Raw genomic sequence first — 20,960 nt, 5'->3', positions numbered from 1 at the left:
CTGTACTTCCTCGGTGCGGGCATGACTCCAGCCTCCCTGAAGAGGTCAGGACCCTCCACCAAACCCGGGGCGGTTCACCGCTCGTCGTCGTGCCCCTCGCGCTCGTCCCCATCCGGTCCGCGCTGCGCCGCACGCACCCGGGCGACGGCGTGGAGGACGACGGCGCCGGCCACCGTCGCCGGGTCACCGCCTCGCTCCTCCTCGCCGCCGGGCTCGCCGTCACGACCTTCACCGCCCCGTGGCTCGGGGAGCCCTCGACCCGCCTGCTCGGGGCCACCGCCATCGCGGCCGGCGTGCTCGTCGTCCTCGGCGCCGCCTCGAGGGCCCTGCCCGCGGGCACCGCCCGGCTCGCGCGCGGCGTCCCGGCCGTCATCGCGACCCGGCTCCTCGTGTCGGCGGCCTTCACCGCGATCGGCGGCGTCCTGCCGCTCATGCTCGTCGAGACCCGGGGCGCCACGACAGCGGTCGCGGGCATCTCGCTCACCGTGACCGGCGTGCTGTGGGCCGCCGGGTCGTGGGGCAACAGCACGACCTGGGCGCAGGCGCGTCCGGCGGCCGAGCGGCTCCGGGTGGGCGGTGCCCTCATCGCGCTCGGCTCGATCGGGCCGGTGCTGCTCGCCCTCGACGCCATCGGCCTCGTCGCCGGGATGGCCGGCTGGGCGCTCGCCGCGACCGGCATGGGCATCGTGTCGCCGACCGTGTCCACCGAGCTCCTCGAGCAGGCCCCGGCCGCCGAGCACGGTCGGGTCAGCGCCGCCCAGGGGCTGGCCGTCTCGACCGGCGTCGCGCTCTCGACCGCCCTCGCCGGGGCCGTCGTCGCCCTCCTCGGCGACGGGGTCACCGGCGGGGCGTTCGCGGCGCTCATGGCGACCGGTGGCGTGACGGCCCTCGGTGTCGCCCTCGCGGCCGGCCGCACCCGCCCCCACCCGCTGCCCTGACCGGCATCCCCCGGCCGCCCGGACCGCGACCTACCGCCTGGTCAAGGCTGTGATCACAGCACCTACCAGGCGGTAGGTCGCGGTTGAGGTGGCGGGATCAGGCGGTGACGAGGCCCTGCTCGGCCTTGAGGGCGATGTCGCGCCGGTGGTGCGAGCCGTCGAGGCCGATCCCGTCGACCGCCGCGTAGACGCGCCGGCGTGCCTCCGCCAGCGTCCTCCCGGTGGCGACGACCGAGAGGACCCGCCCGCCGGCCGACACGAGCCGGCCCTCCTCGTCCAGGGCGGTGCCGGCGTGGAGGACGAACGCGTCGGGTTCGCCCGCGACCGCGTCGGACCCGCTGATGACGTCGCCCGTGCGCGGCGTTCCCGGGTAGGACTCTGCGGCGACGACGACGGTCACGGCGTGGTCGGGCGACCAGCGCAGTGCGGGCACCGACTCCAGCCGTCCCTCGGCGGCGGCCCGCAGCACCCCACCGAGCGGCGTCAGCAGGCGGGCGAGGACCACCTGGGTCTCGGGGTCGCCGAAGCGCGCGTTGAACTCGATGACCCGGGGTCCGCGCGCCGTCAGCGCCAGCCCGACGTAGAGGACGCCGGCGAACGGTGTGCCGCGCCGGCGCATCTCGTCGACGACGGGCTGGGCGATCCGCGCCACGACGTCGTCGACGAGACCGGCGGGCGCCCAGTCGAGCGGGCTGTACGCGCCCATGCCCCCGGTGTTCGGGCCGGCGTCGTCGTCGCCGACCCGCTTGAAGTCCTGGGCCGGCGAGAGCGGCACGACGACGGCCCCGTCGGAGAGGACGAAGAGCGACACCTCGGGGCCGTCGAGGAACTCCTCGACGACGACGGCGCCGCCCTCCTTCGCCAGGCAGGCGCGCGCGTGCTCGAGGGCGTCCTCGCGCGAGTCGGTGACGACGACCCCCTTGCCGGCGGCGAGCCCGTCCTCCTTGACGACGTGCGGAGCGCCCAGCGCGTCGAGCGCCTCCTCCACCTCCTCGACGGTCGTGCAGAGGTGGGCGAGCCCGGTCGGCACCTCGGCCGCGGACATGACCTCCTTGGCGAACGCCTTGCTGCCCTCGAGCCGCGCCGCCTCCGCCGACGGGCCGAAGCAGGCGATGCCGGCCGCGCGCACCGCGTCGGCGACCCCCGCGACCAGCGGCGCCTCCGGCCCGATGACGACGAGGTCGGCCCCGACCCGCGTCGCGAGCGCCACGACACCCTCGGGACTGCTCACCCCGCCCTCGACGGGCTCGCACGCGGCGATTGCGGCGATGCCCGGGTTGCCGGGGGCTGCGACGACCTCGTCGACCGACGGGTCGAGGACGAGGGAGCGGACGATGGCGTGCTCGCGGGCCCCGGACCCGACGACGAGTACCTTCACGGGCCCCGATCCTAGGGCGCACGGGTCGACGCCACCGCGCCGCGTCCGCCATCCGTTGGCCGGACCTGCCACGGGCCGCGCGCCCCGGCGCCTAGACTGGTGAGTTCCGTGGCCAGCGCCACGCGCACCGCCGCTGCACCCCAGGAGACCTCGCCCCGTGACCGCCCCCCACCCGGTTCCCGACACCTCACCCGACGTCGAGGCCGAGATCGCCCACGAGCAGGCGCACGTCGACCGGGTCTACGGCGAGCTCGAGAAGGCCACCCGCCGCGCCGCGGACGTCGAGGCCGACGGCCTCGCCCGCGGCCGCACCGACCGCACCGGTGACGTCCGCGACGAGGAGATGACCGGGCTGTTCGAGCGGGACGCCCTCGTGTACGCCGCCGCCCGCCGCCGCTCGATGATCGAGAAGCAGTACGAGGGGCTCGTCTTCGGCCGCCTCGACCTCGGCGCCGAGGGGTCCACTGCCGCCGAGCGCGAGGTCCGCTACATCGGCCGTCTCGGCGTGCGTGACGACGACTACGAGCCGCTCGTCGTCGACTGGAGGGCGCCCGCCGCCTCCGCGTTCTACCGCGCCACCCCCGTCGACCCGATGGGTGTGCTGCGCCGCCGGGTCCTGCGCTGCAAGGGCGCCACCGTCATCGGCGCCGAGGACGACCTCATGGTCCCCGAGGCCCCCGACGACATCGTCGTCCTCGGCGACGGTGCCCTCATCGCAGCGCTCACCCGCAGCCGCGGCCGGCAGATGCGCGACATCGTCGCGACGATCCAGCGCCACCAGGACGAGGCCATCCGCGCGGCATCACGCGGCGTCACCGAGATCACCGGCGGGCCGGGCACCGGCAAGACCGTCGTCGCGCTGCACCGCGCGGCCTACCTGCTGTACTCCGAGCGGCGCCGGTTCGAGAACGGCGGCATCCTCGTCGTCGGGCCGTCCGCCGCCTACACCGCCTACATCGAGCGCGTCCTGCCGAGCCTGGGCGAGGAGTCGGTGGCCCTGCGCGCGCTGGGCGACCTCGTCGACGGGATGACGGCCACGCGCGTCGACTCTCCCGAGGTCGCCGCGATCAAGGGCTCGCTGCGGATCCGGCGCCTCCTGGGGCGCATCGCCTCGCGAGCGCCGGAGGGCGCGCCGCGCGAGTTCCGGGCCTTCGTCGCCGGCCACGCCGTCCGCCTCGACGAGCCGGTCCTGCGGCGGGTGCGCTCGGAGGTCCTGCGCGGCCACCAGCACAACCTCGCCACCGACGCCGCACGCAGCGCCCTCGCCGAGGCCGCGTGGCGCTCGGTGCGCCAGGGCGAGCGCGACGCGTTCCTCGACGCCTTCGACGGCTCCCGCGACGTCGACGAGTTCATGGCGTCCTGGTGGCGCCAGCTCGACCCGCGCGAGCTGCTCCTCACCCTCGCCGACACCGACCACGTCTACGCCGTCTCGCGCGGCGTCCTCGACCAGGAGGAGGGCGCGGCGATCGCCTACTCCTACCGCGAGGCGCTCGAGCTCGGGACGTGGTCGGTCTCCGACGCCGCGCTCGTCGACGACCTCGTCGCCCGCCTCGGCTCCGTGCAGGAGACCGAGCGCGAGGACGTCGGGTTCTACGACATCGAGGAGCTCGACGACCTCTCCTCGTACGGCGTCACCGACGTTCGGGCGGGCGTCGACCGCCGGGTGCTCGACGAGCCCGGCGCCGCCGTCATCACGCCGGCTGACGCGCGGGAGCGCCTGCTGCAGGGGCGGATCGACCGGGCGTCCGGCTACGCCCACGTCCTCGTCGACGAGGCCCAGGACCTCTCGCCGATGCAGTGGCGGATGCTCGCGCGTCGCGGCCGGTCGGCGTCGTGGACCGTCGTCGGTGACGCGGCGCAGGCGTCGTGGGGCGACCTCGCCGAGGCCGGCCGCGCCCGCGAGGAGGCCTTCACCGGGCAGGAGCGCCGTGCCTTCCACATGGACACGAACTACCGCAACGCCCGCGAGATCTTCGACCACGCGCGCGACGTCATCCTCCCGCTCGTTCCGGACGCCGACATCCCGGACGCGGTCCGCGAGACCGGGGTCGAGCCCGTCGACCGGGTCGTCGAGGGCTCGCTCGTCGAGGCCGCCGCGTCGGCCGTGCACCAGCTGCTCGGCGAGGTCGAGGGGTCGATCGCGGTCATCCCGGCCACGCGCTGGGCCGACCGGCTCGCCGCCCTCGACGGCGCCGGCGACGGGCGCGTGCAGGTCATCGACCCGCTGTCGACGAAGGGCCTGGAGTGGGACGCGACGGTCGTCGTCGACCCCGAGGCGATCACCGAGGAGTCGCCCGGCGGCGTGCGCGTCCTCTACGTCGTGCTGACCCGGGCGGCGCACCGGATGCACGTCCTGCGCCCCGCCTGACGCCGCCCACGGCCCCAGAAGGTGGAGGGTCCGCACGGGAGGTGCTCCGGTGCGGACCCTCGAGGCTGCAGGTGGGGAGGTGGGGGCTTCAGTCGAGGAGGGGGTGGCGCTGGATGATCTCGTGGCGCCCGGGGCCGACCCCGATGGCCGACACCCGCGCCCCGACGAGCTCCTCGACGCGGAGCACGTAGGCCTGCGCGGCCGCCGGCAGGGACTCGAAGGTGCGGCACTCCGACAGGTCCTCCCACCAGCCGTCGAGCCACTCGTAGACGGGTTTGGCGTGGTGGAAGTCGCTCTGGTTCACCGGCATCTCCTCGTGCCGGACGCCGTCGACCTCGTAGGCCACGCACACCGGCACCTTCTCGAACCCGGTGAGGACGTCGAGCTTGGTGATGACGAAGTCGGTCACCCCGTTGATCCGCGTGGCGTACCGGCCGATGACGGTGTCCATCCAGCCACAGCGGCGCGGGCGACCGGTGGTGGTGCCGTACTCGGCGCCGGTCTTGCGCAGCGTCTCGCCGTCGTCGTCGAACAGCTCGGTGGGGAACGGGCCCTCGCCGACGCGGGTCGTGTACGCCTTGAGGATGGCGATGACGCGCGACACCCGGGTCGGCGGGATGCCCGACCCGGTGCAGGCGCCGCCGGCGGTCGCCGACGACGAGGTGACGAACGGGTAGGTGCCGTGGTCGACGTCGAGCAGGGTGGCCTGACCCGCCTCGAGGAGGACGTTCTGGCCCGCGTCGAGCGCCTGCTCGAGGACGAGCGAGGTGTCGGCCACCATCGGGCGCAGCCGCTCGACGTAGGACAGCAGCTCCTCGACGACACGGTCGACCTCGGCGGCGCGCGTGTTGTAGATCTTGACGAGCACCTGGTTCTTCAGGGCCAGGGCCGCCTCGACCTTCTGCCGCAGGATCCCCTCGTCGAACAGGTCCTGGATGCGGATGCCGACCCGGTTCATCTTGTCGGCGTAGGTCGGCCCGATGCCGCGTCCGGTCGTGCCGATGCGGCGGGCGCCGAGGAAGCGCTCGGTGACCTTGTCCAGGGTGCGGTTGTAGGGCGCGATGACGTGCGCGTTGGCGGAGACGACGAGCCTGGAGGTGTCGACGCCGCGGGCCTCGAGCCCGTCGATCTCCTGGAAGAGCACCTCGAGGTCGACGACGACGCCGTTGCCGATGACCGGCGTCACCGTCGGCGTGAGGATGCCGGAGGGGAGCAGGTGAAGCGCGTACTTCTCGCGCGTGCCGTCCTCGCCCTCGATGACGACGGTGTGGCCCGCGTTGTTGCCGCCGTTGAACTTGACGACGACGTCGACGTCGGACCCCATGAGGTCGGTGGCCTTGCCCTTGCCCTCGTCGCCCCACTGGGCTCCGACCAGCACGATCGCCGGCATCCCGGCTCCTTCCGAACGTGCGCTGCGGGGCAGGGCCCCGAGCGCGCCGAAGGCCCCTCGCGGGTACGCGCGCCGGGGCCTCGTACACCCCACCCTATCGCGAGCGGGCGTCCACCCGACCAGCCGCGCCCGCCCGCCGGACGGGGTCAGCGGCGGCGCCGCGAGAGCGCCCACCCGAGCTGGAACCGGGTGTCGACCCCGTTGACCGCCATGAGGTGGGCGACCCGGCGTCGCACGGTCCGCAGGCTGACGCCGAGGTAGCGGGCGATCGCCTCGTCCTTGAGCCCCAGCTCGAGCAGCTCGACGAGCTTGGGGTCACCGCCGGACTCGTGTCCCACGACCGGCGCCGGCACCGCGTGCCTCCACGCGAGGTCGAAGTACGAGGTGTACAGCCGCACGACGAGGGGGTCACGGATGACGACGTAGCCGCCCGCGGGGTCGTCCCAGGCGCCCAGGGCCACGACGGCGGCCGTCCCGAAGACCGCGAACTCGGTGTCGGTCGTCGGGAGGATGCGCTGGTCCTCCCCGACCTCGGCCCAGCTCGTCATCCAGCGCTGGCCCTGCGGCGAGGACATCGCGGTGGCCGGGTAGATGGCGCGCTGCTCCTCGCCGCGCCGGATCCGCTCCTCGTTCGCCCGCATCGTCGCCTCGTCGAGCGCCGGTCCCTCGACGATGGTGAGGACGAAGTTGCGCAGCAGGCCGGTCGTCTCGGTGAGGAGGCGGCTGACCACGGAGGGCGCGAGCGCGTCGTCGATGGGCTCGCTGATCGGCTCGTGCGCGCCGAGGGCCTGCGAGGTGATCCGGGCGAGCAGCTCGCGGGACGCCTCGAGGTCGCGGCGCCGCTCGTCGACGCGCGCCATCTCGCGCCGGAGCTGTTCCTCGAGCACGAGGAGGGCCCCGCCGTCGTACGTGCTGGGGTCGGGCATCGGCACCCACCTCCAATCCCCTGCGGATGGTGGCCGATTACTGCCAGTGGCAGCCTAGTGTCGCACGATCCTCGACCCCGGGGGCACGATGGACCAGCACAGCCGAGGTTGCAGGGGACCTTCGGGTGGGGCGTTTCTTGGCGAGAGGGAAGCGCTCCGACTGCCTGGAGGGCTCGAAGACGGCTGTGGGGAAGGGCCCGGGTGTTCGCACCCGGGCCCTTCATCCATCTCGTGGTGTCCGCCGACCGCAGCCGACGGACGCACCTACAGCCCCAGCTCGCGTGCGCCCGTGGCGCTGGAGGCCCGGAGGAACTCCGCGCAGCGGTGCCGCTCCTCCTCCTCGCCGATGGCGCCCGCGGCCCGGCTCAGGGCCGCGAGGGCCCGCAGGAAGCCGCGGTTCGGCTCGTGCTCCCACGGCACCGGCCCCTGGCCGCGCCATCCGTTGCGCCGGAGCGCGTCGAGGCCGCGGTGGTAGCCGGTGCGCGCGTACGCGTAGGCCTCCACGGGTCGGTCGTCACCGAGGGCGTCCTCGGCGAGGACCGCCCACGCCAGCGACGACGACGGGTTCGCCGCCGCCACCTGGTCGGGTGCGACGCCCTGCCCGAGGGGCCGCGCGGCGGGGTCGTCGGGGAGGTGGGTGGGCGGGACGCCGAGGAGGTCGCCGCTCACGCGTGCGTGCCGGCCGAGCGCAGGTTCTGGCACGCCTCGACGACGCGCTGCGCCATCGCCGCCTCGGCCTCCTTGCCCCACGCGCGCGGGTCGTACTGCTTCTTGTTGCCGACCTCGCCGTCGATCTTGAGGACGCCGTCGTAGTGGCGCAGCATCCAGTCGGCAACCGGGCGGGTGAAGGCGTACTGGGTGTCGGTGTCGATGTTCATCTTCACCACGCCGTAGTCGACCGCGGCCGCGATCTCCTCGGGGAGCGAGCCGGAGCCACCGTGGAAGACGAGGTGGAACGGCTTGGCGTCCGGGGCGAGGCCGAGCTCGCCGGCGGCGGCCTCCTGCGCGGCCTTGAGGACCTCGGGGCGCAGCTTGACGTTGCCCGGCTTGTAGACGCCGTGCACGTTGCCGAAGGTCAGCGCCGTCATGTAGTAGCCGCGCTCACCACCGCCGAGGGCCTTGACCGTGGCGATGGCGTCCTCGGGGGTCGAGTAGAGCTTCTCGTTGATCTCGTTCTCGACGCCGTCCTCCTCACCACCGACGACGCCGACCTCGATCTCGAGGATCGTGCGCGCCTTCTGGCTCAGCTCGAGCAGCTCCTCGGCGATCTGGAGGTTCTCGTCGAGCGGAACGGCCGAGCCGTCCCACATGTGCGACTGGAAGTAGGGCAGGCCGCCGGCCTCGACGCGCTCGGTGGAGGCCGCGAGCAGCGGGCGGACGAAGCCGTCGAGCTTGTCCTTCGGGCAGTGGTCGGTGTGCAGGGCGATGTTCACGGGGTAGTTCTTCGCGACCTGCTCGGCGTAGGCGGCGAGCGCGATGGACCCGGTGACCATGTCCTTGATCGTCGCGCCCGAGGCGTACTCGGCCCCGCCCGTGGAGACCTGGATGATGCCGTCGGAGCCGGCCTCGGCGAAGCCACGGATCGCGGCCGTGATCGTCTGGCTCGACGTGATGTTGATGGCCGGGTAGGCGAACGCGCCGTTCTTGGCGCGGTCGAGCATGTCGGCGTAGACCTCGGGCGTGGCGATGGGCACGGTGATCTCCTCTGAGGGGGCGTGGCGTGTGCCGGTACGCCTCGATCCTTCCACGATCGCCCGGGGCTGACACCGGGGTGTCCGTACCCACCGGTAAGGACGCGGCGGTCAGCCGCCCGACGCGTCGAGGACGTACGGCCGCGTCCCGCTGACGGCGTGCATCCCGAGGCGACGGAGGATCGGGCGCGAGTCCGGCGAGGTGTCCACCCGCGCGTGGGGGTACCCGCGGTCCAGCGCCGTGCGGGCCCGGTGGCTGACCAGTGCGCGGTAGAGGCCGCGGCCGCGCCACGCGGCGAGGGTGGAGCCGCCCCACAGGCCACAGAAGGAGGTGCCCTCGGTGAGCCGGAGTACGGCGTAGGACACGACCGGGCCCAGGGCGCCGTCCTCGGCCACCTCCTCGACGACGGTGGCGGTCATGAGGTCCGGGCGGGACCTCTGCTCGGCCCGGAAGGCCTCGTTCATCCAGCTCGTGTCGGTGCCCCAGACGGTGTCGCAGAGCACCCGGACCCGCTCCCAGTCCTCGTCGGACCCGATGTCGCGCAGCCGCACCCCGGCGGGGAGCGCGACGTCGTGGACGAGGTCCTGGCACCGGCCGAGCAGGAGCACCTCGTGGTCCTCGGGGACGAAGCCGTGACGCTCCAGGCGGGCCGGGAGGTCGGCGGGCTCGTCGTAGGAGTAGGTCTTCCACTCCACCCGCTGCCCGCGCTCGCGGAAGAACGCCGCCTGGCGGCTCACCCAGTGCTCGGGGTCCTCGCCGAGGCCCTCGGGGCACTCGACCATCGCCCCGGCCGCGCCGGGGTCGGCGGGGTACGTGCGGTGGACGGGACCGTCCCGCTCGATGACGAAGCCGGGAGCGGCGTCACGGTCGGCGAGGCGGACCTCCTCGTGGAAGCGGTCGCGCAGGTCGCGGGCGGTGGCGCCCGGCTCGGGAACGGCGGCAGCGGTGTCGGGGGCGTCGGTCACGGGCCCATCCCACCGCACCGCATCCGTTCCCGACCACGCATTTCCGCTCCCCGGCCCCGTGCGCGAATCGACCAATACCGTCGATCTCGGGACGGCGGGTACGCGTACTCACGCCATCACCGCCCCGGACGCGTCACCCTGTGCCCATGGACCTCGCCACCGTCCGCGACCTCGCCGCCGCCACGCCGGCCACCCGCAACCGGGTCGTCGACCTGCTGCGCGCCGCCGCCATCCTCGTCGTCGTCCTCGGGCACTGGCTCGTCGCGGCCGTCACGGTGCGCGACGGTGAGCTCGTGCCCGGCCACCTGCTCGACCTCGCCCCGTGGACGCACCCCCTCACCTGGGTCTTCCAGGTCATGCCGGTCTTCTTCCTCGTCGGCGGCTACTCCAACGCCCTGTCGTGGCGCGGCGCCCGGGCCCGCGGTACCAGCTACGGCGTGTGGCTGCGGGGGCGCCTGCGCCGGCTCCTCGTCCCGGTCGTGCCGCTCCTCGCCACGTGGCTCGTCGTCGTGACGGTCGCGAGTGCCGCCGGCGTCCCTGCGGCGACCCTGCGCAGCGCCTCGCAGATCGCCCTCGTCCCCACCTGGTTCCTCGCGGCGTACGTCGTCGTCTGTGCCGTCGCACCGGCCACGCTGTGGCTCTGGGAGCGGACCGGGTGGGCGTCGGTCGTCGGCGGCCTCGTCCTCGGGTCGGTCGTCGACCTCGTGAGCATCGGGACCGGTTCCCTCGCAGTCGGTTTCGCCAACTACCTCGTCGTGTGGGGCACCGTGCACCAGCTCGGGTACGCCTGGCTCGACGGTCGGCTCGGTGGCACCGCGCGCCGCCTCGGCCTCGCGGCGGTCGGCCTCGTGGGCACCGTCGCGCTCGTGTGGGTCGGCCCCTATCCGGTGTCGATGATCGGCATCGACGGCGCCGTCGTGAACAACTCGTACCCGACCCGCGTGACGCTCGGCTTCCTCGGCCTGCTCCAGGCCGGCCTGGTCCTCGCGCTCGAGCCGGTGCTTGCCCGCTGGCTGCGGGGCGAACGGCCGTGGCGGGCGACGGTGCTCGTCAACACGCGGATCATGACGATCTACCTGTGGCACCTGACGGCGATGGTCGGGACCATCGGGCTGTCGCTGCTCGTCGGCGGGTTCGGGCTGGGCCTCGAGCCGCTCTCGGCGGGCTGGTGGGCGTCCAGACCGCTCTGGTGGGCCGTCCTCGCTGCCGTCACCGTCGGGTTCGTCGCGCTCCTCGGCCGGTTCGAGACGCCCCGGCGCCGGGAGGACGCCGGCGTCCCGGTGTGGCTGCCGGTCACCGTGGCCGTGCTCGCCTGTGGCGGGCTCGGGTCGATGGCCGGCCAGGGCATCGTCGGCGACGACGGCGTGCACTGGTGGTGGCCCGTCCTCGTCATCGCGGCCGTCGCCCTCCTGCGCGTCACCCCGCGGACGAAACCCGGCGGGTGACCCGGTCTCCGTGCGAACGTGGGTGATGGTCGTCGGCCGGCCGACGATCATCACCCACGTTCGCCATCAGGGGTCCCGGCGGAGGCCGGCGCGGCGTCGCTCGAGGTGCTCACGCTCGACGTCGTTGCCGCAGCGGGAGATCGCGATGTCGAACGCCCGGAGCGCTCTCGCCTCGTCACCGCTCCGAACCAGGAGCTCGGCGCGGACCGCGGGGACGCGGTGGCTCCCCGGGAGGAGCTCGTCGAGGCCGTCGAGCGCCGCGAGCCCGGCCTCCGCCCCCTCGTGCTCGGCGACCGCGACGGCACGCGCCAGCCGCACGGCCGGGGACGGGTTGACCCGCAGCAGCGCGTCGTAGGCCTCGACGACGCGGTCCCAGCGGGTGTCGGCCGCCGTCGGGGCGGTCGCGTGCTCGGCGGCGACGACGGCCTGGAGGCGGTAGCTCTCGACGAGGGGCGTGAGACCGGGCGCCACGGCGGCGAGGAGCCCGAGGGCCTCCGCGACCTCGTCGTGGTGCCACAGCGACCGGTCCTGGTCGGGGAGGAGGACGAGGCGGCCGTCGTCATCGACGCGCGCGTCGCGACGCGAGTGCTGGAGCAGGAGGAGGGCGAGCAGCGCGGTGAGTGCGGGGTCTCCCGGTGCCTGCGCGAGGGTGACCCGGACGAGGCGCACGGCCTCGCCGGCGAGCCCGGCCCGCAGGAGGTCCGGGCCGGTGCCCGGCGCGTAGCCCGCGGTGAAGGCGAGGTACGCGGTCTGGGCGACCGTGGCCAGCCGTTCGGGGAGGACGGCGGCATCCGGGACCGCGAAGGGGATGCCGGCCGCGACGACCTTCTTCTTGCCGCGGGTGATCCGTGCGGCGACGGTCGGCTCGGGGACGAGGAAGAGGCGGGCGATGTCGGCCGTCGTCACGCCGACGACGAGCCGGAGCGCGAGCGCGCTGGCGACCTCGGGGGCCAGCGTCGGGTGGCAGCACATGAGCACGAGGCGCAGGCGCTCGTCCTCGACGAGGTCGCCGGGGTCGGCCATCGGTGCCGGTGCGGTGGCCCGGACGTCGGCGACGAGGAGCGGCTCGCGGCGCAGCGCGACGGCCTCGGCGCGGAGCCGGTCGACGACCCGTCGGCGCGCGGTCGTCATCAGCCAGGCGGCCGGCCGGTCGGGGATCCCGTCGCGTGGCCACCGCCGGGCCGCGGCCTCGACCGCGTCGCCGAGGGCGTCCTCGACGAGGTCGAGACGCCGGAACTGCGCGAGGAGCAGGGACACGAGCCGTCCCCACTCCTCGCGCACGGTGGCCGCGAGGGCGTCCTCAGAGGTCACGGGGAGGTTCGTGGCCCTCGAGCTCGACGGTGGGCCGGATCTCGACGGTGTAGGGCGTCGGCAGCTCGGCGCACGCTGCGACGGCGGCGTCGAGGTCGGGGAGGTCGACGAGGTAGAACGCCGCGACCTGCTCGACGAGCTCGACGAACGGCCCGTCGGTGACGTTGAGGGTGTCGCCGTCATGGCGCAGGGTGGTCGCGGTGTCGGCCCCCGCGAGGGGAGCCCCGGACACCTTGCGACCGCGCGCGGCGACGGCCCGCTCGAAGGCGTCGTGGGCGTCGACGTACCCCTGGCGCTCCTCCTCGCTCGCCCGCTCCCACGCCTCGGGCTCGACGGCGACGAGGACGAGGTACCTCACGGAGCCGTGCCGCCGTGGTCGTGCTCGTCGTCGGCCACGACGTCGCGGAACTCGATGAGCTCCCCGCGGGAGGCGAACTCCTCGGTGATGCGCAGCAGGTCGGCCCGGTCGTCGGTCTCGATGAGGTAGAAGCCGACCACCTGCTCGACCGACTCGGTGAACGGCCCGTCGGACCGCAGGACGCCGCCCTCCCCGTCGGGCCGGAGCGAGACGGCCTCGGCCGAGGGGCGCAGCGGCGAGGTCGTGACGACCCGGTGCCCACCGGCTCGCAGGTCGCGGCCGAACTGCTCGTGGGACCGCATCCCCTTCTCGTGCTCCTCGGGGGGCAGGGTGGCCCACTCGGCCTCGGGGGCGGGCAGGAGGAGGAGGTGGCGGGTCATGCGCCCTCCTCCGCCGTGTCGAGGCCGCGGTCCTCCGCCGTGACGACCGGGCGGACCTCGACGGCGTCGCCGAGCGCGGCGATGATCTGGCAGCACTCGAGGAGGTCGTCGAGGTCCTCGGTCGTCACCTGGTAGAAGCCCCCGACCTGTTCGGCGCTCTCGGCGAAGGGGCCGTCGGTGACCGGACCGCCGCCGGCCGGGATGCGACGGGCGGTGGCGGCGCCGTGCAGCTCGGCCCCGCCGGTGACCTGGTGGCCGCGGCGCTCGAGCTCGGCGTCGAAGCGGGTGTACTCGGCGTAGCCGGCCGCGCGCTCCTCCTCGGTCATCGAGGTCCACCAGCGGTCGGCGTCACCGACGATGAGGACGACGTACTCCGCCATCTCAGGCCTCCTCGTTCGTCAGGCAGGCGCGGACCCCGAGGGTGCCGCTGAACCGCCCGTGCTCGGCGTGGACGCGCGCCCCCTCCTCGGGGTCGGTGTTGCCCCACTGGTCCTCGACGCCGGGCTGGGCGATGGCGTAGGTGGTCATGGCTGGTCCCTTCGGTCACGGGCCGCGGGCGCGACCTCATCCCGACGACGTGTGGCCGACGGCGGTTTCGACAACCGGTGCCGAGATTCTTGCGGAGAGGTCCGGTCGGGGCGAGGGCGACCTCTGGCCCGGGTGGCGCGGGGCGCGGGGACGCGAGGACGGAGGTCAGAAGGGTGGCAGGGCGGGGATGACGGGTCGCCCGTCCCGGCGGCGGTGGCGGCAGGGCTCCTCGACGCGGAGGCGGTCGAGCGGTGGCAGCGTGGTGACGTGGCGTCGGTGCGTGCTCTCCGGGCCGCCCTGCGTCGGGCGAACGTGGGTGAAGATCGTCGCTGGGCCGACGATCTTCACCCACGTTCGCCGGGCGGGCAGGCGGAGGCGACCGTGGGCGGGCCGGGAGCGAGGTGAGGGAGACAGCGAAGGCACGAACGGCGGCGCGCATCCGGGCCGGCCGGGACGAGGCCCAGCGCCTGGTGAGGGAACCGTCGAAGGGCGCGGACAGCTCCGCGCGCCCAACGCCGTCCACGAAGCGGGCCCAGCGCGCGCCGGGGGGCCGCTGCGAGGGTGACCGGCCACCATCGATGCCGACCAGCCGCGAGGACCACCACACCTGAGGTCGTTCCGAGCGGCAGGAGGCGAGGACGCGCGAGGCGACCCCGCGCATCACGACGGCGCAAGCCCGACCGGCCGAGGCCCGGCACCACGCCATGACTCGACCACCACCGCTCCCCGAACGTGCGCCACCCGGAGGAGGACGACGACAGGGTCAGCCCGACGGCGGCCCCGGAACCTGCCCGAAGACGTGGCGGCGAACCCAGGCGTGCATGGCGATGGCCGCGGCGGCACCGGCGTTCATCGACCTCGTCGAGCCGAACTGCTCGATGTGGAGCACGACGTCGCACACCTCGAGCATCTCCGGGGTCAGGCCCGGACCCTCCTGGCCGAGCACGAGGACGCAGGCTCGCGGCAGGTCGGTCGTCTCGAGCCCGACGGACCCCGGCAGGTTGTCGATGCCGACGAGCGGAAGCCGCGTTCCGCCCGGCCCCGCCGTCGCCGCCCACACCGCCAGGGCGGCGGCGGTCGGGTGGTGGTGCTCGTGCTGGTAGCGGTCGGTGACCATGGCGCCGCGCCGGTTCCAGCGCCGCTTCCCGACGACGTGGAACGCGGCCGCGCCCATGGCGTTGGCGGTCCGGACGACGGAGCCGATGTTGAAGTCGTGCCCCCAGTTCTCGATGGCCACGTGGAAGGGGTGCCGCCGCAGGTCGAGGTCGGCGACGACGGCCTCTAGCCGCCAGTACCGGTACCGGTCCTCGACGTTTCGGCGGTCGCCGTCGCGGAGCAGCTCGGGATCCCACTGCTCGCCGGTGGGCCAGGGCCCGACCCACGGCCCCACGCCGACCTCGCGGCCGTGATCGTCCATGGCGCGAGCCTTCCACAGCCGACGCTCAGCGCACGATGCGGAGGTCCACGGCCGAGGCACCTACCCTCGTGTCCCGTGATCTCCTCGCTGACGCCTGCGCTCGGTCCCGAATGGATGGACCCGCAGTGGCTCCTCGACAGCTTCGGCCCCCAGTTCTTCTGGGTCGGCGTCGCCATCGTCTTCGTCGAGTGCGGCCTGCTCTTCCCGATCCTCCCGGGCGACTCGCTGCTCTTCGCCGTCGGCCTGTTCGTGGCGCGCGGCGACCTCGGCGTCAACCTCGCCGTGGCGTGCCTCGTGCTCAGCGTCGCGGCCCTGCTCGGCAACGTCGCGGGCTACGAGATCGGCCGAGCGGTCGGCTCCCCCCTCTACGAGCGCGACGGCCGCTTCCTCAAGAAGCGGTACTTCGAGCAGACGACGGCGTTCTTCGAGCAGCACGGCGCCAAGGCCCTCGTCATCGGCCGGTTCGTCCCGATCGTGCGCACCTTCATCACCGTCGTCGCCGGTGTCGGCCGGATGGAGCGACGCCACTTCTTCGTGTGGAGCGGGGTCGGCGCGGTCCTGTGGGCCACCGGTGTCACGCTGCTCGGCTACTTCCTCGGCGGCATCTCGTTCGTGCACGACAACCTCGAGACCGCGATCCTCCTCATCGTCGCCGTCTCGGTGCTCCCGATGGTCGTCGAGCTCGTCCGCCACCGTCGCGCGGCGGCCACGGCCCTCCACGAGCTGGACGACGTCGTCGACGAGCTGCGCCACCAGCACGACTGAGCCGGCAGGACGGTCCGCGCTCAGCCGCGCGGCAGCTCGATGAGGCCGGCCGCGTAGGCCGCCGTCACCGCGGCCGTGCGGTCGGTGACGCCGAGCTTCGCGAACGCGCGGATGAGGTGCGTCTTCACCGTCGCCTCGCCGATGAACAGCTCGCGCCCGACGTCGGCGTTCGAGTGGCCCTGCGCGACGAGACGGAGGACGTCGAGCTCGCGCGCCGTCAGCTCGGGTCGCGAGGGCGCCCGGCGCCGGTCGGCGAGCCGGGCCGCGACCGGCGGGGCCAGCACCGTCTCGCCCCGCGCCGCGCGCCGGATGGCGTCGGCGAGCAGCGCGGTCGGGGTGTCCTTGAGCAGGTAGCCGCGCGCACCCGCCTCCACGGCCCGGACGATGTCGGCGTCGGTGTCGTAGGTCGTGAGGACGAGCACCTGCGGGGCGCCGGGCTGAGCCACGATCCGCGCGGTCGCCTCGGCGCCGTCCATGACGGGCATCCGCAGGTCCATGAGGACGACGTCCGGGGCGAGGCGTGGCACGAGCCCGAGCGCCTCGGCGCCGTTCGACGCCTCGCCGACGACCTCGAAGTCGCCCTCCTCCCCCAGCACCGCCACCATCCCGGCCCGCACGACGGGGTGGTCGTCGACGACGAGCAGCCGGATCACCGGGGCACCTCGAGCCGCAGCGTCGTGCCCGTGCCTCGGTGGCTGCGGACGTCGACCGCCCCGCCGACCTCGGCAGCGCGCGCGTGCACGCCGTCGAGGCCGAACCCCTGCCGGTCCCCGGCCGGGTCGAACCCGACGCCGTCGTCGCGCACCTCGAGGACGACGCGTGCTGGATCGTCGTAGGCCAGGGTCACGCCGACGTGGGCCGCCCCGGCGTGCTTGCGGACGTTGGCCAGCGCCTCCTGGGCCGTGCGGAGGATGACGACCTCCGCCGCCCCGCCGAGCGGCACCGGCTCGCCCACGACGCTGACCTCGGTGGGCACCCCGCTGGCGCTCGACACCGACGCACCGAGCCGCTCGACGGCCTCGGCGAGGGTCCGCGAGCGCAGGTGGCCCGGCGTCAGCTCGGCCACGATGACGCGCGCCTCCTCGAGGTTGTCCGACGCGGTCGCCTCGATGAGGCCGAGCCGGTCGCGGGCCGCGGCGAGGTCACCGCGCGCGAGCGCGGCGTCGGCCGCCCGGGAGAGCGCGACGACCGAGGTGAAGCCCTGGGCGAGGGTGTCGTGGATCTCGCGGGAGAGCCGCTCCCGCTCCTCGTGCACCCCGCGGTCGCGCTCCGCCGCCGAGAGCGCGGCCTGGGTGGCGCGCAGCTCGTCGATCGTCTCCGCGCGGCCCTCGGCCTCCGAGACGAGCCGCACGATGAACAGCCCCAGCGCGAGCGACAGCCCGAGTGACATGAGCCCGCTGACGAACGCCTCGACGAACGCCTCGCGCGTGAACTCGGCCTGACCCCACCGCAGTCCGGCGAACGCGACGACGATGACGACCGACCCCCACACCGCGGGTCGGCGGCCGAGCATCGCCCACAGCTGCGGGAAGAGCGCGAAGTAGAGGAGCCACGACTCGGTCCCCGGGTCGGTCGCCTGGATGGTGAACAGCGACGTCCAGGCCACGGCGTGGTACGCGTACGCCCACCACGTCGCCTCGTGCCGCATGGCCCGCACACCGAGCACGAGGTAGGCGACGAGCACGACGGCCAGGAGCACCAGCGACGGCCCGTGCCCCCACGAGCCGGGCTCATCGACGACGCTGACGACCACGGTCGCGAGCCAGAGGGTGACGAAGACGGCGTGCCACCAGCGGGCCTGCCCGCGCCACATGGCGTCGAGCTCGGCACGCGAGGAGACGGTGGTCGTCACGGCGCCATCATCCCCGAGCCGTCGCCGTCGCAGGCGTCGTCAGGGGCGGACAGGGTCACGTCGTGCCGCGCTTGAACCACGTGAAGGTCGTGACGCACAGGGCGAGCCCGACGAGCGACCACGCCCCGAGGACGAGGGCGGTACGCCCGGTCTCCCACGACGCGGCCATCTCGGCGGCCGCCATCGCCTCGGGGTAGAAGGCCGAGCGCATGCCCTGGGCGATCCACTTGAGGGGGAAGAACGAGGCCACCTGCTGGAGCCAGCCGGGGATGTCGTCGAAGGCGATGTAGACGCCGGAGATGAACTGCAGCACGAGGATCGGGCCGATGACGACGGCACCCACCGACCGGGCCGAGGCGAGCGAGGAGTAGGCGATCCCGAGGACGGTGCCGGACAGGACACCGAGGGCGAAGACGGCCGCGAACCGCCCCCACGCCGCACCGTCCGAGGGCAGCTCGACGCCGTAGGCGACCCGGGCGACGAGGAGCAGGAGCGCGACCTGGGCCAGGCTCGACACCGCGACGAGGCCGACCTTGCCGAGGAAGTAGGCGATCGGCGGCATCGGGGTCGAGCGCAGCCGCTTGAGGGTCCCGTCGTCGCGCTCGGTGGCGACCGACATCGCCATCGTCTGGAAGCTGGTGAGGAGCACGCCCGCCGCGACCATCCCCGGGAGGAAGAAGCGCCCGGCCGTCATCGTGCCGTCGCCCTCCTCGAACTGGCCGCCGAAGATCGTGGAGAACAGGGCGAGCAGGAGGATCGGGAGGAGGAAGGAGAAGAAGACCGCCTCCTTCTCGCGGGTGTACATCTTCAGCTCGAGGACCGTGCGGTCGAGCCCGAGGGCGAGGGTGCTCATGCCGGGACCTCCACGGCCTCGTCGGTGAGGTGGGGGGAGATCAGGGACAGGTAGGTGTCCTCGAGGGAGGGACGGGTGACCGTGAGCCCGGGCACCTCGCCCCCGAACCGGGCTGCGAGAGAAGCGATCTCGGCTGTCGGGGTTGCCGTCCGGACACTGCGCCGCGCGCCGTCCTCCTCCCACGACAGGGTCGCCTCCTCGGCGCTGCGGCCACCGAGGGCGGCCGGGGTGTCGAGGGCGAGCAGCCGGCCTGCGGCGATGACCCCGACCCGGTCGGCGAGCTGCTCGGCCTCGTCGAGGTAGTGCGTGGTGAGGACGATCGTCGTGCCCTCGCCGGACAGGGACCGGATGAGGTCCCAGAAGTCGCGGCGGGCCTGCGGGTCGAAGCCGGTCGTCGGCTCGTCGAGGAAGAGCAGCTCTGGGCGGCCGACGATGCCGAGCGCGACGTCGAGGCGGCGTCGCTGACCGCCGCTCAGCCCGACGATGCGGGCGTCGGCCTTCTCGCGCAGCCCCACGGCGTCGATGACCTCGTCGACGTCGCGGGGGTTCGAGTAGACCTTCGCGGTGCTCGCGACGGCCTCGCGCGGCGTCAGCAGGTCCAGGCCGCCGGAGGCCTGCAGGACGATGCCGATGCGGTCGCGCCAGCGCAGCCCGGCACCGTACGGGTCCGTGCCGAGGACGGTGACCTCACCGCCGTCGCGGTGCCGGAAGCCCTCGAGGACCTCGACGGTGGTCGTCTTGCCGGCGCCGTTCGGGCCGAGGAGGGCGAAGACCTCGCCGGTGCGGATGTCGAGGTCGAGGCCGTCGACGGCGGGGCGTCCGCCGTACGACTTGCGCAGGCCCCTGATGGTGATCGCGTCCATGCCTCCAGCGTCCTCCCGGCGCGAGGACGCCGCGACGCCCACGCGGTGGATCTCACGTCCACCGACCGGTTGACGTGCCCGACGCGCGAAGGACCACCCCACGGGCCCCGCAGGTCGACCCGGCATGGCACGATGGGGGTGGCACCCCGTCGACACCCCTGCGTCGGCGGGGTGTCGCCATGCCCGGGCGGGCCGGGTCAGGGTCAGGCGGTGGGCGGTGCTGGCGGCGTCGCGCCGGGGCCACCGGGGGCGGTGCCGCCGGGCCCGGCGCCCCCGGAGTAGCCGCTCGGCGGGGGGATGACGGCGTCGCGCTGCCCGAAGTCGACCCTGGGCGCCTCGCGCTGCTCGCCGACGGCCTCGAAGTACTCGGCGCGCCCGATGGAGAACATGCCCGCGATGATGTTGGAGGGCACGGTCTCGACCTTGGTGTTGAGGTCGCGGACCGTGGCGTTGTAGTAGCGGCGGGCCGAGGCGATGCGGTCCTCGGTGGAGGTCAGCTCGTCCTGCAGGGCCATGAAGTTCTCGTTGGCCTTGAGGTCCGGGTAGGCCTCGGCGACGGCGATGAGGCGGCCGAGCGCCTGGCTGAGGAAGTTCTCGCTCTCGGCCTGCTGTGCGGGCGACTGGCCGGGCGCCATCGCGGCCGCACGCGCCTGGATGACGTCCTCGAGCGTGCCGCGCTCGTGCGCCGCATACCCCTTGACCGTCTCGACGAGGTTGCCGATGAGGTCGTGCCGGCGGGTCAGCTCGACGTCGATCTGGCGCCAGGCCTCCTGGACGAGGTTCCGCAGCCTGACCAGGCCGTTGTAGACGCCGATCGCCCAGCCGACGACGGCGACGAGCAGGACGACGATGACGACGATGACGACGGTGCCGGTACCCATGGCTGCTCCCTCGGTCGGGTGGTTGCCGTGAGCCTAGTGGCCGCTCAGCCGAGTCCGAGGTCCTCGAGCGAGTACACGTGCCGGTACTCCAGCCCGGCCTCGGCGAACTTCTCGGCAGCCCCGGTCGCCCGGTCGGCGATCGTCGCCACCGCGACGACGGTCGCGCCGGCCTCCTGGGCGGCCCGGGCGGCGTCGAGCGGCGAGGCGCCGGTGGTCGAGGTGTCCTCGACGACGAGGACGCGCCGCCCCTCGATCGACGGGCCCTCGATGCGCTGCTGCAGCCCGTGCGCCTTGCCGGCCTTGCGGACGACGAAGGCGTCGAGGCGCCCCCCGGCCGCGGCCGTCGCGTGCAGCATCGAGGTGGCCACCGGGTCGGCGCCGAGCGTCAGGCCGCCGACGGCGTCGAAGTCGAGGTCGGAGACGAGGTCGAGCATGACCCGGCCGACGAGCGGGCTGGCCTCACCGTCGAGGGTGATGCGGCGCAGGTCGACGTAGTAGTCGGCCTCCTTGCCGGAGGAGAGGGTGACGCGGCCGTGGACGACGGCCTTGTCGCGGACGATGTCGAGGAGGCGGGCACGGTCGGCGGCGATGTCGGTCACCCCCCCACCGTATGGCCTGGCAGGAGCCGGCCGACGCCGGTGTCCGCCCTC

At 74.0% G+C, this 20,960-nt stretch carries 22 protein-coding genes; 4 read left to right on the top strand and 18 right to left on the bottom strand.

Translation table 11 applies throughout. The features are described from left to right. Positions 1-89: 89 nt before the first annotated feature. Positions 90-938 carry an MFS transporter gene (locus tag ACK8HX_RS06680; RefSeq protein ID WP_411939882.1) on the top strand — a complete coding sequence of 283 codons (849 nt, stop codon included), beginning with the start codon at positions 90-92 and terminating at the stop codon, positions 936-938. A gap of 97 nt (positions 939-1,035) precedes the next feature. Here ACK8HX_RS06680 and purD read toward each other — a convergent pair whose 3' ends face one another. Next, positions 1,036-2,316 (bottom strand): phosphoribosylamine--glycine ligase, encoded by a 1,281-nt coding sequence (gene purD / locus ACK8HX_RS06675; RefSeq protein ID WP_411939881.1) that lies wholly within the window; start codon positions 2,314-2,316, stop codon positions 1,036-1,038. Between the two features lie 157 nt (positions 2,317-2,473). On the opposite strand from purD, the gene ACK8HX_RS06670 reads away from it, so the two are divergent. Next, entirely contained in the window at positions 2,474-4,684 is a 2,211-nt protein-coding gene (locus tag ACK8HX_RS06670) for a HelD family protein (protein ID WP_411939880.1), read from the top strand. An 88-nt stretch (positions 4,685-4,772) separates the two neighbouring features. Here the strand turns inward: ACK8HX_RS06670 and ACK8HX_RS06665 are convergent, their stop codons facing one another. From ACK8HX_RS06665 to ACK8HX_RS06645, 5 genes are all read right to left on the bottom strand, one after another. Then, positions 4,773-6,074, bottom strand: a complete 1,302-nt coding sequence (locus ACK8HX_RS06665) for an adenylosuccinate synthase (RefSeq protein WP_411939879.1) — start codon at positions 6,072-6,074, stop codon at positions 4,773-4,775. Positions 6,075-6,220: 146 nt separating this feature from the next. Continuing rightward, positions 6,221-7,000, bottom strand: coding sequence for a hypothetical protein (locus ACK8HX_RS06660; RefSeq protein ID WP_411939878.1), 780 nt, complete (start codon positions 6,998-7,000; stop codon positions 6,221-6,223). A 264-nt stretch (positions 7,001-7,264) separates the two neighbouring features. After that, positions 7,265-7,669 (bottom strand): DUF3151 domain-containing protein, encoded by a 405-nt coding sequence (locus ACK8HX_RS06655; RefSeq protein ID WP_411939877.1) that lies wholly within the window; start codon positions 7,667-7,669, stop codon positions 7,265-7,267. After that, complete coding sequence (gene fbaA / locus ACK8HX_RS06650; protein ID WP_411939876.1) at positions 7,666-8,694, bottom strand: class II fructose-bisphosphate aldolase; 1,029 nt, start codon at positions 8,692-8,694, stop codon at positions 7,666-7,668. The genes ACK8HX_RS06655 and fbaA overlap by 4 nt, the downstream gene beginning before the upstream one ends. Positions 8,695-8,802: 108 nt before the next feature. Beyond that, positions 8,803-9,657: a GNAT family N-acetyltransferase gene (locus ACK8HX_RS06645; protein WP_411939875.1), complete on the bottom strand. Its 855-nt coding sequence runs from the start codon at positions 9,655-9,657 to the stop codon at positions 8,803-8,805. Positions 9,658-9,803: 146 nt separating this feature from the next. On the opposite strand from ACK8HX_RS06645, the gene ACK8HX_RS06640 reads away from it, so the two are divergent. Continuing rightward, positions 9,804-11,102: an acyltransferase family protein gene (locus ACK8HX_RS06640; RefSeq protein ID WP_411939874.1), complete on the top strand. Its 1,299-nt coding sequence runs from the start codon at positions 9,804-9,806 to the stop codon at positions 11,100-11,102. Positions 11,103-11,168: 66 nt separating this feature from the next. Here the strand turns inward: ACK8HX_RS06640 and ACK8HX_RS06635 are convergent, their stop codons facing one another. The 6 genes from ACK8HX_RS06635 to ACK8HX_RS06610 form a co-directional block, all read right to left on the bottom strand. After that, positions 11,169-12,413: an RNA polymerase sigma factor gene (locus ACK8HX_RS06635; protein ID WP_411939873.1), complete on the bottom strand. Its 1,245-nt coding sequence runs from the start codon at positions 12,411-12,413 to the stop codon at positions 11,169-11,171. Then, positions 12,403-12,771, bottom strand: a complete 369-nt coding sequence (locus ACK8HX_RS06630) for a YciI family protein (protein WP_411939872.1) — start codon at positions 12,769-12,771, stop codon at positions 12,403-12,405. Before ACK8HX_RS06630 ends, ACK8HX_RS06635 begins: the two co-directional genes overlap by 11 nt. Then, entirely contained in the window at positions 12,768-13,151 is a 384-nt protein-coding gene (locus ACK8HX_RS06625; protein WP_411939871.1) for a YciI family protein, read from the bottom strand. Before ACK8HX_RS06625 ends, ACK8HX_RS06630 begins: the two co-directional genes overlap by 4 nt. Further along, positions 13,148-13,531 (bottom strand): YciI family protein, encoded by a 384-nt coding sequence (locus ACK8HX_RS06620; RefSeq protein WP_411939870.1) that lies wholly within the window; start codon positions 13,529-13,531, stop codon positions 13,148-13,150. The genes ACK8HX_RS06625 and ACK8HX_RS06620 overlap by 4 nt, the downstream gene beginning before the upstream one ends. A 1-nt stretch (position 13,532) precedes the next feature. Next, positions 13,533-13,679: a hypothetical protein gene (locus ACK8HX_RS06615; protein WP_411939869.1), complete on the bottom strand. Its 147-nt coding sequence runs from the start codon at positions 13,677-13,679 to the stop codon at positions 13,533-13,535. Positions 13,680-14,442: 763 nt separating this feature from the next. After that, positions 14,443-15,096: a TrmH family RNA methyltransferase gene (locus ACK8HX_RS06610; RefSeq protein ID WP_411939868.1), complete on the bottom strand. Its 654-nt coding sequence runs from the start codon at positions 15,094-15,096 to the stop codon at positions 14,443-14,445. 114 nt (positions 15,097-15,210) lie between these two features. Between ACK8HX_RS06610 and ACK8HX_RS06605 the strand changes: the two genes are divergently transcribed. Further along, positions 15,211-15,861 (top strand): DedA family protein, encoded by a 651-nt coding sequence (locus ACK8HX_RS06605; protein ID WP_411939897.1) that lies wholly within the window; start codon positions 15,211-15,213, stop codon positions 15,859-15,861. 20 nt (positions 15,862-15,881) lie between these two features. Here ACK8HX_RS06605 and ACK8HX_RS06600 read toward each other — a convergent pair whose 3' ends face one another. From ACK8HX_RS06600 to pyrE, 6 genes are all read right to left on the bottom strand, one after another. Continuing rightward, on the bottom strand, positions 15,882-16,514 hold the full coding sequence (locus ACK8HX_RS06600; protein WP_411939867.1) for a response regulator: 633 nt from the start codon (positions 16,512-16,514) through the stop codon (positions 15,882-15,884). Continuing rightward, complete coding sequence (locus ACK8HX_RS06595; RefSeq protein WP_411939866.1) at positions 16,511-17,713, bottom strand: sensor histidine kinase; 1,203 nt, start codon at positions 17,711-17,713, stop codon at positions 16,511-16,513. The genes ACK8HX_RS06600 and ACK8HX_RS06595 overlap by 4 nt, the downstream gene beginning before the upstream one ends. A 55-nt stretch (positions 17,714-17,768) precedes the next feature. Further along, a complete protein-coding gene (locus ACK8HX_RS06590) occupies positions 17,769-18,566 on the bottom strand; it encodes an ABC transporter permease (RefSeq protein ID WP_411939865.1) in 798 nt (265 codons plus the stop codon). After that, the gene (locus tag ACK8HX_RS06585; RefSeq protein ID WP_411939864.1) at positions 18,563-19,429 is read right to left on the bottom strand and encodes an ABC transporter ATP-binding protein; all 867 of its coding nucleotides are present in this window, start codon (positions 19,427-19,429) and stop codon (positions 18,563-18,565) included. Before ACK8HX_RS06585 ends, ACK8HX_RS06590 begins: the two co-directional genes overlap by 4 nt. Positions 19,430-19,632: 203 nt before the next feature. Continuing rightward, complete coding sequence (locus ACK8HX_RS06580) at positions 19,633-20,310, bottom strand: LemA family protein (RefSeq protein ID WP_411939863.1); 678 nt, start codon at positions 20,308-20,310, stop codon at positions 19,633-19,635. Positions 20,311-20,354: 44 nt separating this feature from the next. Continuing rightward, positions 20,355-20,909: an orotate phosphoribosyltransferase gene (pyrE, locus tag ACK8HX_RS06575; protein WP_411939862.1), complete on the bottom strand. Its 555-nt coding sequence runs from the start codon at positions 20,907-20,909 to the stop codon at positions 20,355-20,357. Between the last annotated feature and the right edge of the window lie 51 nt (positions 20,910-20,960).

Origin of the sequence: Oryzobacter faecalis, assembly GCF_046764005.1 — a bacterium.
GTDB lineage: Bacteria > Actinomycetota > Actinomycetes > Actinomycetales > Dermatophilaceae > Oryzobacter > Oryzobacter faecalis.
The sequence above is the reverse complement of the archived record's forward strand: the minus strand, read 5'-3'. Positions and strand labels throughout refer to the sequence as shown.

Coding starts and splice junctions, on each gene's coding strand:
- ACK8HX_RS06605 (WP_411939897.1), top strand. CDS start 15,211: ATGGACCCGCAGTGGCTCCTCGACAGCTTCGGCCCCCAGTTCTTCTGG.
- ACK8HX_RS06580 (WP_411939863.1), bottom strand. CDS start 20,310: ATGGGTACCGGCACCGTCGTCATCGTCGTCATCGTCGTCCTGCTCGTC.
- ACK8HX_RS06615 (WP_411939869.1), bottom strand. CDS start 13,679: ATGACCACCTACGCCATCGCCCAGCCCGGCGTCGAGGACCAGTGGGGC.
- ACK8HX_RS06660 (WP_411939878.1), bottom strand. CDS start 7,000: ATGCCCGACCCCAGCACGTACGACGGCGGGGCCCTCCTCGTGCTCGAG.
- ACK8HX_RS06620 (WP_411939870.1), bottom strand. CDS start 13,531: ATGGCGGAGTACGTCGTCCTCATCGTCGGTGACGCCGACCGCTGGTGG.
- ACK8HX_RS06665 (WP_411939879.1), bottom strand. CDS start 6,074: ATGCCGGCGATCGTGCTGGTCGGAGCCCAGTGGGGCGACGAGGGCAAG.
- ACK8HX_RS06585 (WP_411939864.1), bottom strand. CDS start 19,429: ATGGACGCGATCACCATCAGGGGCCTGCGCAAGTCGTACGGCGGACGC.
- ACK8HX_RS06625 (WP_411939871.1), bottom strand. CDS start 13,151: ATGACCCGCCACCTCCTCCTCCTGCCCGCCCCCGAGGCCGAGTGGGCC.
- ACK8HX_RS06590 (WP_411939865.1), bottom strand. CDS start 18,566: ATGAGCACCCTCGCCCTCGGGCTCGACCGCACGGTCCTCGAGCTGAAG.
- ACK8HX_RS06640 (WP_411939874.1), top strand. CDS start 9,804: ATGGACCTCGCCACCGTCCGCGACCTCGCCGCCGCCACGCCGGCCACC.
- ACK8HX_RS06610 (WP_411939868.1), bottom strand. CDS start 15,096: ATGGACGATCACGGCCGCGAGGTCGGCGTGGGGCCGTGGGTCGGGCCC.